The following is a 14,035-nucleotide window of genomic DNA, read 5'->3' on the forward strand; positions in this document are numbered from 1 at the left end:
GGCGCGGGGCCCGCGCCCCGCCCACAGCCCGAGGATATTGCGCCAGATGCCCCTGCCCCTGAACCCGAACATGGCCGCCACCTTTCCGCCCCCGGTGATGGAGGCGCGGCGCTGGCTTGACGGGGTCACCTTTCGGGCCGACCGGCCGCTGCTGAACGTCAGCCAAGCCGCCCCGGTGGATCCGCCGCCGCGCGCGCTGCGCGAAGCCATCGCCGATGTGGCGCTGAACATACCCGAGGCGCATCTCTACGGCCCGGTTCTGGGCCTGCCGGCCCTGCGCGAGAAGATCGCCGCCGACTGGTCGGGCGCCTATGGCGGGCAGATCGCATCCGGGCAGGTCGCCATCACCTCTGGCTGCAATCAGGCCTTTTGCGCGGCGCTGGCGACGCTGGCCGCCGCCGGGGATGAGGTGATCCTGCCAACACCCTGGTATTTCAACCATAAAATGTGGCTCGACATGAACGGCATCGGCGTCGTGCCGCTGGCCACCGGCGACGGGCTGATCCCCGATCCGCAGGCCGCCGCCGCGCTGATCACGCCGCGCACCAAGGCCATCGTGCTGGTCACGCCCAACAATCCGGGCGGCGTGGAGTATCCCGCCGAAACGCTCGCCGCCTTTTACGAACTGGCGAAGACGCGCGGGCTGGCGCTGATCGTGGATGAAACCTACCGCGATTTCGACAGCCGCAGCGGCGCGCCACATGCGCTTTTCACCGATCCCGACTGGGCCGATACGCTGATCCATCTCTACTCCTTCTCCAAGGCCTACCGGCTGACCGGGCATCGGGTGGGGGCTATGGTGGCCTCTGACGCGCGGCTGGCGCAGGTGGAGAAGTTCATTGATACCGTCACCATCTGCCCCAACCAGATCGGCCAGCGCGCGGCGCTGTGGGGAATGGAGAATCTGGGCCAGTGGCTGGCGGGCGAGCGTGCCGAGATCCTTGACCGGCGCGCCGCGATCGAGGCGGGCGCGCCGCGTCTGGCCGGTTGGCGGCTGCTGGGCGTCGGCGCCTATTTCGCCTATTTCGAGCATCCCTTCGCCCTGCCCTCCGACCGGCTCGCGCAGCGGCTGGTGGCGGGGGCCGGTGTGCTGCTGCTGCCCGGCACCATGTTCACCCCCGCGGGCGATGCCGCCGGCGCGCGGCAGTTGCGCGTCGCCTTCGCCAATATCGACAGGGCCGGCATCGCCGCCCTTTACGACAGGCTGGCCGCTTTCACGCCATGACGCTTGCGGCGCCTTTGCCTTCCGCTTACACAGCCACGACAGAATTTCGGCAATAAAGGGCGGATCGCCATGAGCGCGGGCAAGAAAACCGGCAATATCCTGGTCTGGATCATTCTGCTGCTGCTGATCGTCGGGCTGGGCGGGTTCGGCGTCAGCAATTTCGGCGGCTCGGTGCAAAGCATCGGCAAGGTCGGCGATACCCCGATCCCGATCGACGATTACGCCCGCGAATTGCAGCGCGAGCTGCGCACCGCCGAAACCCAGACCGGCGCGCCGGTAAGCGTCGCCCAGGCAGAGGCGTTCGGCCTTGTGGCCCGTGCGCGCGGCAGGGCCGTCACATCGGCCACGCTGGACAATGAGGTCAGCCGGCTCGGCCTCTCCGTCGGCGATGCGCAGGTGCGCGACCAGGTGCTGGGCTATGCCGCGTTTCAGGGGCTCGATGGCACGTTCGACCGTGAGGCCTATCGCTTCACCCTGCAACAGAACGGCCTGACCGAAGCCGCCTTCGAAGAGCAGATCCGGCGCGAGACCGCGCGCTCGCTGCTGCAGGCCGCCGTGCTGGGCGGCAACACCCTGCCCGAAACCTATGGCAAGGTTCTGCTCGATTTCATCGGCGCGCGCCGCAGCTACACGATGATCGAGCTGACGCCGCAGGATCTGGAGGTGCCGGTTGGCACGCCCGACGAGGCCGCGCTGCAAACCTATTACGACGCAAATGCCGAGGCTTTCACCGCGCCCGAAACCAAGGCGCTGACCTATGCGTGGCTCACGCCCGACATGCTGATCGACAGCATCGCGCCGGACGAAGACGCGCTGCGCGCGCTCTACCAGGCCCGGATCGACGAATTCATGCAGCCCGAGCGGCGGCTGGTGGAACGGCTGATCTATCCCACCGAGGAAGAGGCACGGACCGCAAAGGCGCGGCTCGACAGCGGCGAGGCGGATTTCGAAACCCTCGTCGCCGAACGCGGGCTGGAGCTGAGCGATATTGATCTGGGCGATGTGACCCGCGCCGCACTGGGCGCGGCGGGCGATGCGGTATTCGCGCTGGAGGCCCCCGGCGTCATCGGCCCCGTCGATACCGATCTGGGCCCCGCGCTGATCCGGATGAACGCGATCATCGCCGCGCAGGAAACCCCGTTCGAAGACGCGCGCGACGATCTGGAAAGCGAACTGGCGCTGGACCGCGCCCGGCGCATCATCTCTGACAGCATCACCGATATCGACGACAGGCTTGCCGCCGGCGCCACGCTGGAAGAGCTGGCCGACGAAACGGAGATGACGCTGGGCCGGATCGACTATGCCGGCGGCCAGGATGACGAGGCGATCGCGGGCTATGACGCGTTCCGCGCGGCGGCGGACGCGGTCCAGAGCGGCGATTTCCCCGAAGTGATCCAGCTGGAGGATGGCGGCATTTTCGCGCTGCGGCTGGATGAGATAACCCCGGCCCGCCTGCGCCCGCTGGACGAGGTGCGCGCCGCCGCCATCGAGGGTTGGCAGCAAGGCGAAACCCGGCGCCTGCTGGTGGAAAAGGCCGAAGGGCTGAAGACGCTTCTGGATGCGGGCGATGCGCCAGAGAGCTTCGGGCTGACCGTCGAGACGGCCGATGCCGTCACCCGCGGCGGCGTCACCCCTCAGGATCTGTCGGAGACGGTGTTCGCCCTTGAAAAGGGGCAAAGCCAGGTGGTCGAAAGCGCCGGCGGCGTCTATCTGCTGCGGCTTGACGATATCCTGCCGCCCGCCGAGGATGACGCGACAGACCGGCTCTTGCTCTCCGCGCTCGAAACGCAGGCGGCGCAGGGCATCGGCGAAGATATGTTCATCTACTTCTCCCAGTCCCTGCTGGATGCGGCGGGGCTGACCCTCGACCAGGCGGCGATCAACGCCGTTCACGCTCAGTTTCCGTGAGGCCGGCATGGCAGCTTTGATCCCCGCATTCGAGGCCTTCGAGGCCGGATATGACGCAGGCCGCAATCAGGTGGTCTATGCCCGGCTGGCAGCCGATCTGGATACCCCCGTCAGCCTGATGCTGAAGCTGGCCGAGGCGCGCAAGGACAGCTTCATGCTGGAATCCGTCACCGGCGGAGAGGTGCGCGGACGCTATTCCGTGGTCGGCATGAAACCCGACCTGATCTGGCAGTGCCACGGAGAGATCAGCCGGATCAATCGGCAGGCCCGGTTCGATGCGGATGCCTTCACGCCGCTGCCGGGCCATCCGCTCGACACGCTGCGCGCCCTGATCGGCGAAAGCCGCATCGACATGCCCGAGGATCTGCCGCCGATCGCGGCCGGGCTGTACGGCTATCTGGGCTATGACATGATCCGGCTGGTCGAACACCTGCCCGACGTGAACCCCGATCCGCTCGGCCTGCCCGATGCGGTGCTGCTGCGCCCTTCGGTGGTGGCAGTGCTGGACGGGGTGAAGGGCGAGGTGACCGTGGTCTCGCCCGTCTGGGTCGGGTCGGGCCTGTCGGCGCGCGCCGCCTATGCGCAGGCCGCCGAACGGGTGATGGACGCGGTGCGAGAGCTGGAACGCTCGGTTCCCGCCGCCACCCGCGATCTGGGCGAAGCCGCGCCGGTGGGCGCGCTGACCTCGAACTTCACCAAAGAGGGCTATATGGCCGCGGTGGAGAAGGCCAGGGATTACATCCGCGCCGGCGATATCTTTCAGGTGGTTCCGGCGCAGCGCTGGAGCCAGGAATTCAAGCTGCCGCCCTTCGCGCTTTACCGCAGCCTGCGGCGCACCAACCCCTCTCCCTTCATGTTCTTCTTCAATTTCGGCGGGTTCCAGGTGATCGGCGCCAGCCCGGAAATCCTTGTGCGGCTGCGCGAGGATGAGGTTACGATCCGTCCCATCGCCGGCACCCGCCCCCGTGGCGCCACGCCGGAAGAGGATCGCGCGCTGGAGGCCGATCTGCTGGCCGACAAGAAGGAGCTGGCCGAACATCTGATGCTGCTGGATCTGGGGCGCAACGATGTGGGCCGGGTGGCGAAGATCGGCACCGTGCGCCCGACCGAGGAATTCATCATCGAACGCTACAGCCATGTGATGCACATCGTATCCAACGTGGTGGGCGAGATCGCCGAGGGCGAGGATGCGCTGTCGGCCCTGCTGGCCGGGCTGCCCGCCGGCACCGTATCGGGCGCGCCCAAGGTGCGCGCGATGCAGATCATCGATGAGCTGGAGCCGGAAAAGCGCGGCGTCTATGGCGGCGGCGTGGGCTATTTCGCGGCCAATGGCGACATGGACATGTGCATCGCCCTGCGCACCGCCGTTCTGAAGGACGAAACGCTCTATATTCAGGCCGGCGGCGGCGTTGTCTATGACAGCGACCCGGAGGCCGAATTTCAGGAAAGCGTCAACAAATCCAAGGCGATCCGCCGCGCGGCCGAAGACGCCGGGCTTTTCGGAGCGCTGAAGATGCAGTGATGCGGGCACCGCGCCGGAAGAAGCACACCCGCGCGTGCTGTTCCTCCTTCCGCACAAAAACCGCCTTTCATTGCCATAACCACGCCAATATCTTCTGGCGTTTCATTCCTGTTGCATAAAATTCCGTGGGGGTCGGACTATTCTTTTCAACAATCATATTTTCGCGCTGTTCGCGCTGATCGTCTTTGCGCTGTATTTCACCGGCGCGGGCTGGAAATGGCGCAAGCTGTTCCTGCTGGTGATGAGCTATATCTTCTACGCCGCCTGGAACGCGCCCTATCTTCTGCTGATCATCTTCTCGACGATCGTCGATTTCTTCGCGGCCAAGGGCATCTACCGCGCCCGCTCGGACATGGCCAAGAAGCTTTACCTGGGGCTCAGCCTCGTCGCGAACCTGGGCGTGCTGACCTATTTCAAATACGGCAACTTCCTGCTGGAAAACAGCATCGCCCTGGCCGCCCGTTTCGGCATCGCCTATGAGCCGATGCCCTGGAGCATTCTGCTGCCGGTCGGGATTTCCTTCTACACCTTTCAGACGCTCAGCTATTCGCTCGATATCTACAAGGGGCGGCTGAAACCGTCGGACTCCTTCCTGGATTTCGCGCTCTTCGTCACCTTCTTCCCGCAGCTCGTGGCCGGGCCCATCGTGCGGGCGCGCAAGTTCATGCCGCAACTGATCGCCCCGCCGGTGGTAACGGCCGAAAGCTTTGGCTGGGGCCTGATCCTCGTCGTCATCGGGCTGTTCGAGAAGGTGGTCATCGCCGATGGCCTGACCGCGCCGATCGCCGACAGGATCTTCGCGCAATCCGGCACCCTGCCGCCGGGCACGGTGGTGATCGGCCTGTTGGCCTTCGTGATCCAGATCCTGTGCGATTTCGCGGGCTATTCGCTGGTGGCGATCGGCATCGCCCGTTGCCTGGGGTTCGAGCTGCCGCAAAACTTTCGCGCGCCCTATGCCGCCATCGGCTATGCCGATCTGTGGCAGCGCTGGCATATCTCCATGTCGAGCTGGTTTCGCGATTACCTCTACGCCAATGTCCGCAGCACGACCGACCGGTCGCTGTGGAACACGATCCGCACCCAGATGATCACCATGACGCTGATCGGCCTGTGGCACGGCGCATCCTGGACCTTTGTGGTCTGGGGTGCCTTCAACGGCGCGGTGCTGAGCATCGAGACCATGCTGAAGAAACTGATCGGCCACTGGCATGTCTGGAGCGTCACCGCGATCCAGGTGCTGCTGGGCGGGCTGACCTTCGCACTGTTCGCCTTTTCCGGCATCCTGTTCCGGTCTCGCGATCTGGCCCAGGCCACCGATCTGGCACGCAGCTTCTTCGCGCCCACCCAGACGCCGTTTCACGTCGGGTCCGGCGATATCCTGATCGTGCTGGCGCTTACAGCGGCGACGCTGGCCTTTCACACCGCCCTGCGCAAACGCCGGTTCGAACAGGCCATCGCCGCGGTTCCGGCCTCTTTGCAACTGTTTTTGCTGGTCGGCATGATGTCGGCCATCATCATGATCGAGGGGGACAGTGATGCGTTCATCTATTTCCAGTTCTAGGCGCAGCCTTGCCTGGGCCCAGCTGAACGCGCTGTCGATGGTGACGCTGGCGGCGCTTCTGACGGGCTGTCTGCTGATCGTGGTCGATCACGGGCTGCGCGCCCGCGGCGCCCAGCCCAGCCTGCAGAACACGCGCGAACTTTGGGCGCTTGCGCGCGACGGGGTCGCGGCTGACAAGGCCACGGATTCGATCCTGCTGATGGGGGCGTCGCGGATGCAGACCAACATCGCGCTGGACGAGCTGCGGCAGCGCAGCGGTGGCCGGGTGCATCAACTGGCCGTATCCGGCGGCGCGCCGTTCCGGATGTTCGAGGATATCGTCGAGAACACCGAATTCCGCGGCACCATCGTGCTGTCGATGGTTTCGCCCTGGCTGGTGCCCGGTCTGGGCCGGGATGCGTTGAAGGAACGGTTCGTCGATTACCACGCCGATCACTGGAACTGGGCACGCGCGCTGGACACGCGGCTGGAAAACGCCGTTGCCGCGCGTTTCGTGTTCAGCCATCCGCATTACGGCCTGCGCTCCGTTCTGAGCAGCCTCGTGCTGCACGGGGTTCCCTTCCGCCGCCCGCTCTACCTGACCACCGCGCCGGACCGCGAACAGGCGCTGATGTTCGAACATGCCGACCGCGCGGCGCTTCGGAAACGGCGCGTTGAGTCAACCCGTGAGGACTTCGCGGGCAAGGCCATGCCCGGCGCGGCCGAGTGGGAACGCATCGTGGCCGAGTTCGCGGCGCTTGTCGGGAAATTCCGCGCGCGCGGCGGCGAGGTGGTGCTGATGCGCCTGCCCAGCAGCGGCGCGCTGCGCGACGTCGAAGAGGGTTTCGCGCCCCGGGCCGAGTATTGGGACAGTCTGGCGCGGGCCCTGCCCGGCCCCAGCCTGCATTACGAGGACGCCCCGGCGCTGCGCGGCTTCGCGCAGCCGGACGGATCGCATATCGATGCCGCCGACAAACCGGCCTTCACCGCCGCCTTTGCCGATGCGCTTGAAGGCTTCGGCGTGTTCGATCGCTGATCGGGCTTACCGCCCCCGCAGGATGGCCGACACGGGGGCCAGCGTCACGCTGTTGTCCTTATCCTCCAGCGCCCACGAAAACAGCGCGGTGACGGTGTTGGGGTAGGTATGGCCGATCATCACCACCTGCCCGTCCTGCCCGGCCTTGAACGCGGCGCGGTCAAGATAGCGGCGGATGGTGGGCACCGACTCCCGCTCGGAATCCAGCGACCGGAAGATCAGGGTCGAAGGAATGCCGGCCGCCGTGGCGATCTGCCCGGCGGTGTTCAGGCCCCGGTCATAGGTGACGAGCCCGTGGCCGCTTTCCTTCAGGATCGCCATCAACTGGCGCAGCAGCGGGCGGTTGGATTGAAACCCGCCGGTTTCGGCATCCATCACCGCCACCGTTTCCGGCACCCGTGCCAGATAGGATGACAGCGTCACTTCCAGATCCTGCGGCGTGGCGCCCTCGGGCAGGCCCGAGGCGATCAGCACAACCTCGAACCCGGCCGCGCGATAGGCGCGCATCGCCTCGGCCGCGTCGGCGCGCGCGGCATCCACGGCGAAGGTCACCGGGAAGGTGAAAGTGGTCAGCGTGGCGCGGTCGAGCCCGCGTTCGCCCGCGTCGATCAGGATGACCGAAAACAACGGGTTGCCGTCCGCCGCCTCGAACGGCGCGGCATAGCGGGCAAGCGCGCCGAGCCTTGCGGCCTCTGACGGGGCGGCGGCATCGTCGCCCACAGAGGGCAGACGGCCGGTGCGCACCTCGGGCATGGTGATCTGCCGCCCCGGCACGGGCACGCGCAGCGCGCCCGGCGGTTCGGTGCCGGGCACGAGCGGCGAGGCCTCCGGCGCGGCTTCGGCGGCGGGGGTTTCGGCTTCGGCCTCGGGCTGCGGCGCGGCAGGTTCGGGTGCCGGTTCGGGTTCGGCCGCGGCCTCAGGCTCGGGGGCCGGCTGCGGCGCGGGGTCGGTGGCGGGCGCGGGCTCTTGCGCCACGGCGACGTCTTCGGGCGCGGGTTCCGGCGTGGGCGGCGTGACCGGCGCCACCGGCTGCATCTCGGAACTGGGCGTGACCGGGCTGGCCGCGCCGGGGCTGGGCAGCACCGGCTGCTCGCCCGTCACGGGCAGCGCCGGGTTGACCTCGGCGATCTCGGGCGCATTAAGCGTCTCGGGGGTTTCGCCGCCGGTTTCGGGCGCGCCGGCGGGTTCGGTATCGGGCACGGGCGGCGCGGTCATGTCGCCATTCGCGGGAAAGGCGACAGAGGGCGCCGCTTCGGGCAGCGACGGATCATCGGTGCCGGGCAGGATGGCCGCGCCTTCGGGCGCGGGGCGGTTGAATTCCGATCCGGGCGGAAGATCGATACCGCCCGGCGCCGGCGCCGCTTCGGCAAGAGGTTCGGCCAGCGGCTCGGGCGCGGCGGGGGCGGCGTCAGGCAGGGCCGCGTCGCCCAGGCTGGGCTGCGGCGCCACGGGCGTTTCCACCTGCGGCGCGGGCACGGCCAGTTCGCGCACAGGCCCCTTTTGCGGCGGCGGCATGACTGCGGAAAACACAATCAACGCCAGCACCACGGCCACCACGCCCCAGATGAGCCCGCCCAAAACGCCCTTCATCGCGCTCGCCTCCGTCCATTCCGCCTGATATTTTCAGGTCTTCCCCAGCACCGCATGCCCTTGACCCCAGCCTGCGGCTCTGAACATGTATAGCCCGACCTTGCGCCGTATTCACCCCTAATTCAAGAAGGCGGGATCATGCTGCTGCTGATCGATAACTATGACAGTTTCACCTACAACCTCGTCCACTATCTGGGAGAGCTGGGCGCGGATGTCATGGTCCGGCGCAATGACGCGCTGGATGTGCAGCAGGCGATGGCGCTGAACCCCACGGCGATTCTGCTGTCGCCCGGCCCCTGCGACCCGTCTCAGGCGGGCATCTGCCTGGCGCTGGTGCAGGCCGCGGCGGAAACCCGGACGCCACTCATGGGTGTCTGTCTGGGCCATCAGGCGATCGGCGAGGCGTTCGGCGGCAAGGTGGTGCGCGCGGGCGAGATCGTGCATGGCAAGTTGGGGCAGATGCACCATGACGGCACCGGCCTGTTCGCCGGCCTGCCCTCGCCCTTCGCGGCGACGCGCTATCACTCGCTGATCGTGGAACGCGAGAGCCTGCCCGATTGCCTGCGGATCAACGCCTGGCTCGAGGATGGCATGATCATGGGGCTGCGCCACCGCGAGCTGCCGATTCACGGGGTGCAGTTCCACCCCGAAAGCATCGCATCCGAACATGGCCACAAGCTGTTGAAGAATTTCCTGGATATGCTGAAGGTTCCCGCATGAGCGACGCGCTGAAACCCCTGATCGGCGCCGCCGCCGACCGCGCCCTGACCCGCGCCGAGGCCGAGGCCGCCTTTGCCATCCTGTTCGAGGGTGAAGCGACGCCCAGCCAGATCGGCGGCCTGCTGATGGCGCTGCGCACCCGTGGCGAAACGGTCGAGGAATTCGCCGCCGCCGCCGCCGTGATGCGCGCGAAATGCACGCCGGTGAAGGCGCCCGAGGGCGCGATCGATATCGTCGGCACCGGCGGCGACGGCAAGGGCACGCTGAACATTTCCACCGCCACGGCCTTTGTGGTGGCGGGCGCGGGCGTGCCCGTGGCCAAGCATGGCAACCGCAATCTGTCCTCCAAATCCGGCGCCGCGGATGCGCTGGGGCAGATGGGCATCGACGTGATGGTCGGGCCCGATGTGGTGGAACGGGCGCTGGCCGAAAACGGCATCGCCTTCATGATGGCGCCGATCCACCACCCGGCGATGAAACACGTGATGCCGACCCGGATCGAGCTGGGCACGCGAACGATCTTCAACATCCTCGGCCCGCTGACCAACCCTGCCGGGGTCAAACGCCAGCTGACCGGCGCCTTTTCCCGCGCGCTGATCCGCCCGATGGCCGAAACCCTGCGTGAGCTCGGGTCGGAAAAAGCCTGGCTGGTACATGGCGGCGACGGCACGGACGAGCTTTCGATCGCGGGCCTGTCCTGGGTCGCGGCGCTGGAGGATGGCGAGGTGACGGAGCGCGAGCTGCATCCCGAACAGGCCGGCCTGCCGGTGCATCCGTTCGAGGCGCTTCTGGGTGGCACGCCCGAAGAAAACGGCCACGCCTTCCGCGCGCTTCTGGACGGCGCGAAATCGGCCTATCGCGATGCGGTTCTTCTGAACGCCGCCGCCGCGCTGATGGTCGCGGACAGGGTGAGCACCCTGCCCGAAGGTGTTGAAATGGCGGCCGAAAGCATCGACAGCGGCGCGGCGCTGGCCAAGGTCAGGGGCCTTGCGCATATCACCACCGAGGCCGCGTAAGCCGCGCCGCCTCAGTCCGCGCGGATCACGGAATAGAGCGCAGGGGTCGAAACAAGCCCCTCGATCCTGGGAAAAACCTCCGCCGCCTGCATCCGGCCGATCGCCGCCTCGAAGGCCGCGGGGCTTTGCCATTTCGCCACGTTGATCAGGCGGAACCGCGCATCGGGCGACAATGAACGGTGCAGTTCGGTCGAGATATAGCCGGGCTCCTGCCGCAGAAAATCCCGCGCGGCCTCCCAGGCGGTGATGGCGGCCTCCTCTCTGCCTTGCGGCACCTCGAAAACATTGATCAGCGTGACATCGGCACTGGCCAGCGCCGGGGCGCCCAGAAACAGCGCCGTGAACAGTTTGGTAAGACGGGTCATTGCATCCTCCTGCGAATCTACATAGCCAACTATATAACATTGCAAAGCATGCTATTCAAACGCTATGACCACGGCATGAGCTTCGAAAAATCCACCTCTGCCGGCTATCTGGCCAACCACATGGCCCGGCTTTTTGCCCGGGGCCTGCAACGGCGCGTCGGCCCGCTGGGGCTGGCGCCCGCGCAGTTCATGACCCTGCTGGAACTGTGGGCCGAAGACGGGCTGACCCAGAAAGAGCTTGTGGCGCGGCTGGACGTGGAGCAGGCGACGATGGCCAACACCCTGACCCGGATGGAGCGGGACGGGCTGATCCTGCGCCGGCCCCACCCGCAGGACGGCCGCGCCCAGCAGATCTGGCTGACAGACAGGGCCCGCGCCCTGCAAGGGCCGGCGACCGAGGCCGCGAGCGCCCAGAACGAAGCCGCGCTGGCGCCGCTGACGCCGGAGGAACGCGCGCGCTTTCTTTCCCTGATGGCCCGTGTGACCGCCGCGATGCGGGACGAAGAAGATTGAGCCGCCATCTGCGTGTCGCGGATTGCCCATACCGATGAACAGGGATAAACGATTCCAATGAGCACCATTCTGGACAAGATCAAGGCCTACAAGCTGGAAGAGGTCGCCGCCGACAAGGCCGCGCGCCCGCTGGCCGACGTCGAGGCCGCCGCCAAGGAGGCCCCGCCGGTGCGCGGCTTCGCCGACGCGCTGCACAAGGCGTCTCTGACCGGCTATGGCCTGATCGCCGAGATCAAGAAGGCGAGCCCCTCCAAGGGGTTGATCCGCCCCGATTTCGACCCGCCCGCGCTGGCCCGCGCCTATGAATCCAGCGGCGCGACCTGCCTGTCGGTGCTGACTGACACGCCGTCGTTCCAGGGGGCGAAGGAATTTCTGACCGCGGCACGGGCGGCCTGCCACCTGCCCTGTCTGCGCAAGGATTTCATGTACGATCCCTATCAGGTGGCCGAGGCGCGCGCGCTTGGCGCCGATTGCATCCTGATCATCATGGCCAGCGTCGAAGACGGCCAGGCGGCCGAACTGGAAAGCGCCGCGCGCGACTGGGGCATGGACGCGCTGATCGAGGTGCATGACGCGCCCGAGCTGGAACGCGCGCTGAAGCTGCGCTCGCCCCTCATCGGCATAAACAACCGCAATCTCAATACGTTCGAGACATCTCTTGACACAACCCGCACGCTGGCGCGGCGCATCCCCGAAGAGCGGATGGTGGTGGCCGAAAGCGGGCTCAACACCTCTGCGGAACTGGCCGAGATGGCGCTCTACGGCGCCCGCTGTTTTCTGATCGGCGAAAGCCTGATGCGGCAGGCGGATGTGGCCCAGTCCACGCGGCAGCTGCTGAGCGGCACGCCCGATCCCAGGGGGGGACTGTGATGGCCGGGCTGACGCATTTCGACCCCAAGGGCGACGCGCATATGGTCGATGTTTCCGACAAGCCGGTGACATCGCGGGTGGCCGTGGCCGAAGGCTGCGTGAAGATGATGCCCGAAACGCTTGACATGATTACCCAAGGCCGCGCCAAGAAGGGCGATGTTCTGGGCGTTGCCCGGCTGGCCGGGATCATGGGCGCCAAGAAAGCAGCCGAGCTGATCCCGCTGTGCCACCCGCTGCCGATCACCAAGGTGGCGGTGGAGTTGACGCCCGACCACAGCCTGCCCGGCGTGCGGATCGAGGCGACCGTGAAAACCACCGGCCAGACCGGGGTCGAGATGGAGGCGCTGACGGCCGTGTCCGCCGCCGCGCTGACGCTTTATGACATGGTCAAGGCGGTGGAGAAGAGCATGGTCATTTCCGACATCCGCCTGAAGCTGAAAGATGGCGGCAAATCAGGCCGCTACGAGGCCCAGTGATGATTTCGGTCGAAGAGGCGCTGACGCGGGTTTTCGCCCTTCTGACCCCGCTGGACAGCGAAGAGGTGTCATTGGCCGAGGCCGCTGGCCGGGTGCTCTCGGCCCCGGTGGCGGCGCGCCGCAACCAACCGCCTTTCGCCTGTTCGGCGATGGATGGCTATGCCCTGAAATCCACCGAGGTCGAGGCCGACGCCCTGTTCAAGGTGATCGGAACCGCCGCCGCCGGGCACAGGTTCGCCGGCCGGGTCGGCCCGGGCCAGGCGGTGCGCATCTTCACCGGCGCGCCGGTGCCCGAAGGGGCCGACCGCGTGGTGCCGCAGGAAGATGTGACCCGCAAGGGCGATCTGATCAGCATCGGGCACAAGGCGGGCTCGGGCTCTCATGTCCGCCCGGAAGGCGCCGATTTCGCCGAAGGCGCCCCGTTCGACGCACGCCGCCCCCTGCGCCCCGCCGATCTGGCGCTGCTGGCGGCGATGAACGTGGCGCGCGTGCCGGTGCGCCGGCGCCCGGTGGTGGCGATCATCGCCACCGGCGACGAGCTGGTGATGCCCGGCGAAGACCCGGGCCCCGACCAGATCATCGCCTCGAACGGCTTCGGCCTGAAGGCGATGGCAGAGGAGGCTGGCGCCGCGGTGCGGATGCTGCCCATCGCGCGCGACAATGCCGACGCGCTGAAAACCGTGTTCGGCCTGGCCGAGGGCGCCGACCTGATCCTGACCATCGGCGGCGCTTCGGTGGGCGATCATGATATCGTCGGCACCGTGGCCGCCGATCTGGGCATGGAGCAGGCGTTCTACAAAGTGGCGATGCGGCCGGGCAAGCCGCTGATGGCCGGGCGGATGGGCGGTGCGGCGATGATCGGCCTGCCGGGTAATCCGGTATCGGCGATGGTCTGCGGCACGGTCTTCGTGGTGCCCGCGATCCGCGCGCTGCTGGGGCTGGGCGCGGCCCCTGCCCCGCGCCGGTCCGCGCCGCTGGCCGCGCCGCTGGCCGCCAACGGCCCGCGCGAGCATTACATGCGCGCCCGGCTGACCGACGGCGCGCTTGCCCCTTTTGCCAGCCAGGACAGTGCGCTTCTGACGATCCTGTCCGAGGCGCGGGCGCTGATCATCCGGCCGCCCGGCGACAGCGCGCGCGAGATCGGGGAAACGGTGGACTACCTGCCATTGTAAGCGCAAGGCTTGACACAAAACGGGAACATGCGTAGAACACCGGGCAAAGATGCCCCCGTTTTGTTCCGGGGGCACCAGCCCG

13 protein-coding genes are annotated in these 14,035 nt (G+C 67.2%); 11 read left to right on the top strand and 2 right to left on the bottom strand.

All coding sequences use genetic code 11. The annotated features are described in order from the left end of the window. Positions 1–46: 46 nt before the first annotated feature. From TQ29_RS10550 to TQ29_RS10570, 5 genes are all read left to right on the top strand, one after another. Positions 47–1,225 (top strand): aminotransferase, encoded by a 1,179-nt coding sequence (locus TQ29_RS10550; protein ID WP_054539122.1) that lies wholly within the window; start codon positions 47–49, stop codon positions 1,223–1,225. Positions 1,226–1,294: 69 nt separating this feature from the next. Continuing rightward, positions 1,295–3,133, top strand: coding sequence for a peptidyl-prolyl cis-trans isomerase (locus TQ29_RS10555; protein WP_054539123.1), 1,839 nt, complete (start codon positions 1,295–1,297; stop codon positions 3,131–3,133). A gap of 7 nt (positions 3,134–3,140) precedes the next feature. After that, positions 3,141–4,655, top strand: coding sequence for an anthranilate synthase component I (gene trpE, locus TQ29_RS10560; RefSeq protein ID WP_054539124.1), 1,515 nt, complete (start codon positions 3,141–3,143; stop codon positions 4,653–4,655). Between the two features lie 241 nt (positions 4,656–4,896). Further along, a complete protein-coding gene (locus TQ29_RS10565) occupies positions 4,897–6,216 on the top strand; it encodes an MBOAT family protein (protein ID WP_054539125.1) in 1,320 nt (439 codons plus the stop codon). After that, a complete protein-coding gene (locus tag TQ29_RS10570; protein ID WP_157445570.1) occupies positions 6,191–7,231 on the top strand; it encodes a hypothetical protein in 1,041 nt (346 codons plus the stop codon). The genes TQ29_RS10565 and TQ29_RS10570 overlap by 26 nt, the downstream gene beginning before the upstream one ends. Positions 7,232–7,237: 6 nt before the next feature. Here TQ29_RS10570 and TQ29_RS10575 read toward each other — a convergent pair whose 3' ends face one another. After that, complete coding sequence (locus TQ29_RS10575; RefSeq protein WP_054539127.1) at positions 7,238–8,821, bottom strand: divergent polysaccharide deacetylase family protein; 1,584 nt, start codon at positions 8,819–8,821, stop codon at positions 7,238–7,240. A 138-nt stretch (positions 8,822–8,959) separates the two neighbouring features. Here TQ29_RS10575 and TQ29_RS10580 point away from each other — a divergent pair, with 138 nt between their 5' ends. Both TQ29_RS10580 and trpD read left to right on the top strand, forming a co-directional pair. Next, positions 8,960–9,541: an aminodeoxychorismate/anthranilate synthase component II gene (locus tag TQ29_RS10580; RefSeq protein WP_054539128.1), complete on the top strand. Its 582-nt coding sequence runs from the start codon at positions 8,960–8,962 to the stop codon at positions 9,539–9,541. After that, a complete protein-coding gene (trpD, locus tag TQ29_RS10585) occupies positions 9,538–10,557 on the top strand; it encodes an anthranilate phosphoribosyltransferase (protein ID WP_054539129.1) in 1,020 nt (339 codons plus the stop codon). Before TQ29_RS10580 ends, trpD begins: the two co-directional genes overlap by 4 nt. A gap of 11 nt (positions 10,558–10,568) precedes the next feature. Here the strand turns inward: trpD and TQ29_RS10590 are convergent, their stop codons facing one another. Then, positions 10,569–10,922: an antibiotic biosynthesis monooxygenase gene (locus TQ29_RS10590; RefSeq protein WP_037211457.1), complete on the bottom strand. Its 354-nt coding sequence runs from the start codon at positions 10,920–10,922 to the stop codon at positions 10,569–10,571. A gap of 75 nt (positions 10,923–10,997) precedes the next feature. On the opposite strand from TQ29_RS10590, the gene TQ29_RS10595 reads away from it, so the two are divergent. The 4 genes from TQ29_RS10595 to glp are packed head-to-tail and all read left to right on the top strand — an operon-like array spanning position 10,998 to position 13,953. Continuing rightward, entirely contained in the window at positions 10,998–11,435 is a 438-nt protein-coding gene (locus tag TQ29_RS10595) for a MarR family winged helix-turn-helix transcriptional regulator (RefSeq protein ID WP_054540403.1), read from the top strand. A 57-nt stretch (positions 11,436–11,492) separates the two neighbouring features. Further along, on the top strand, positions 11,493–12,305 hold the full coding sequence (gene trpC / locus TQ29_RS10600; RefSeq protein ID WP_054539130.1) for an indole-3-glycerol phosphate synthase TrpC: 813 nt from the start codon (positions 11,493–11,495) through the stop codon (positions 12,303–12,305). After that, on the top strand, positions 12,305–12,781 hold the full coding sequence (gene moaC / locus TQ29_RS10605; RefSeq protein ID WP_054539131.1) for a cyclic pyranopterin monophosphate synthase MoaC: 477 nt from the start codon (positions 12,305–12,307) through the stop codon (positions 12,779–12,781). Before trpC ends, moaC begins: the two co-directional genes overlap by 1 nt. Continuing rightward, entirely contained in the window at positions 12,781–13,953 is a 1,173-nt protein-coding gene (glp, locus tag TQ29_RS10610; RefSeq protein ID WP_054539132.1) for a gephyrin-like molybdotransferase Glp, read from the top strand. Before moaC ends, glp begins: the two co-directional genes overlap by 1 nt. The last annotated feature ends 82 nt before the right edge of the window (positions 13,954–14,035 follow it).

This window comes from Actibacterium sp. EMB200-NS6, assembly GCF_001305615.1.
Lineage (GTDB): Bacteria > Pseudomonadota > Alphaproteobacteria > Rhodobacterales > Rhodobacteraceae > Actibacterium_A > Actibacterium_A naphthalenivorans.

What these genes read in the sequence shown, in the direction of transcription:
- TQ29_RS10570 (WP_157445570.1), top strand. Translation starts at nt 6,191, where the DNA reads ATGCGTTCATCTATTTCCAGTTCTAGGCGCAGCCTTGCCTGGGCCCAG.
- trpE (WP_054539124.1), top strand. Translation starts at nt 3,141, where the DNA reads ATGGCAGCTTTGATCCCCGCATTCGAGGCCTTCGAGGCCGGATATGAC.
- moaC (WP_054539131.1), top strand. Translation starts at nt 12,305, where the DNA reads ATGGCCGGGCTGACGCATTTCGACCCCAAGGGCGACGCGCATATGGTC.
- TQ29_RS10565 (WP_054539125.1), top strand. Translation starts at nt 4,897, where the DNA reads ATGAGCTATATCTTCTACGCCGCCTGGAACGCGCCCTATCTTCTGCTG.
- trpD (WP_054539129.1), top strand. Translation starts at nt 9,538, where the DNA reads ATGAGCGACGCGCTGAAACCCCTGATCGGCGCCGCCGCCGACCGCGCC.
- TQ29_RS10550 (WP_054539122.1), top strand. Translation starts at nt 47, where the DNA reads ATGCCCCTGCCCCTGAACCCGAACATGGCCGCCACCTTTCCGCCCCCG.
- TQ29_RS10595 (WP_054540403.1), top strand. Translation starts at nt 10,998, where the DNA reads ATGAGCTTCGAAAAATCCACCTCTGCCGGCTATCTGGCCAACCACATG.
- glp (WP_054539132.1), top strand. Translation starts at nt 12,781, where the DNA reads ATGATTTCGGTCGAAGAGGCGCTGACGCGGGTTTTCGCCCTTCTGACC.
- TQ29_RS10590 (WP_037211457.1), bottom strand. Translation starts at nt 10,922, where the DNA reads ATGACCCGTCTTACCAAACTGTTCACGGCGCTGTTTCTGGGCGCCCCG.
- trpC (WP_054539130.1), top strand. Translation starts at nt 11,493, where the DNA reads ATGAGCACCATTCTGGACAAGATCAAGGCCTACAAGCTGGAAGAGGTC.
- TQ29_RS10575 (WP_054539127.1), bottom strand. Translation starts at nt 8,821, where the DNA reads ATGAAGGGCGTTTTGGGCGGGCTCATCTGGGGCGTGGTGGCCGTGGTG.
- TQ29_RS10555 (WP_054539123.1), top strand. Translation starts at nt 1,295, where the DNA reads ATGAGCGCGGGCAAGAAAACCGGCAATATCCTGGTCTGGATCATTCTG.
- TQ29_RS10580 (WP_054539128.1), top strand. Translation starts at nt 8,960, where the DNA reads ATGCTGCTGCTGATCGATAACTATGACAGTTTCACCTACAACCTCGTC.